The organism is Mucilaginibacter sp. P4_E8 (assembly GCF_056401495.1).
Window position 1 is genome coordinate 1 of record NZ_JBFUJG010000430.1, and the last position, 779, is coordinate 779.

Sequence of the window (779 nt, forward strand, 5' to 3'; positions counted from 1 at the left end):
CGGCTAACTCCGCTCTTTACGGTTTTAGTGAAGAAGTCTTTAAATTTTACCTTGCTATACTTTATATCGTCAAATCAAAAAAACGCTAATATGCAATATTATTTAACTGCATATCAGACCCACCTCCTGATGTGAAACTTTCGTTAAGTTTAATTATTTATTTAATCGTTTATATTTTAAACTCATCATTACAGTAAGGTTAAAATATATGATTCTGACTTTATTAAATACTATTATTGCCCCTTAATTTCATGATGACTATCATCATTGTACTCTTTTAGCTAACCGCTTTAATGAAATCGACGTATACTCAAAAAATTTCAAGAAAAATCCTGCTGGCATTTTTAGCATTCGTTATTATTTTGGCCATAGCAGCCCTTTTTGTTCGGGATTCTATCTCCCATAAACTGCAAAACATCTCTAAATTAGCGCGCAATGTGGAATATGATCAGTCAAAACCACAACAAGCCCTGTTACTATTACATGAGGCAGAGGACGACTTTCAAGAGTCATTATTAAACACCGATGGCGCAATAAGTAAAGCCTATAAAACAAAATTATCTCAAGCTTTTGATGAGATAGATACCCTGCTTAGGGAACATGCCGATACGCTGAGTTTAATCTCGGTACAACACAAAAAGGTACAGTACTGGCATAATAAAAAAGTACAACTGTCGGCCAGGTTGTATTCACTTAAACATAATTTTGATTCCCTGCTTACCGTTTATGCCGATTATAATACCCTTGCTAATAAAAATTCAACCCATATTAGCATAGAT

General features: G+C 33.9%; 1 pseudogene. It reads left to right on the top strand.

The window, feature by feature from the left end:
• Positions 1-293 precede the first annotated feature (293 nt).
• Positions 294-779, top strand: a pseudogene (locus AC1DRQ_RS31930) (hybrid sensor histidine kinase/response regulator); the annotation flags it as partial.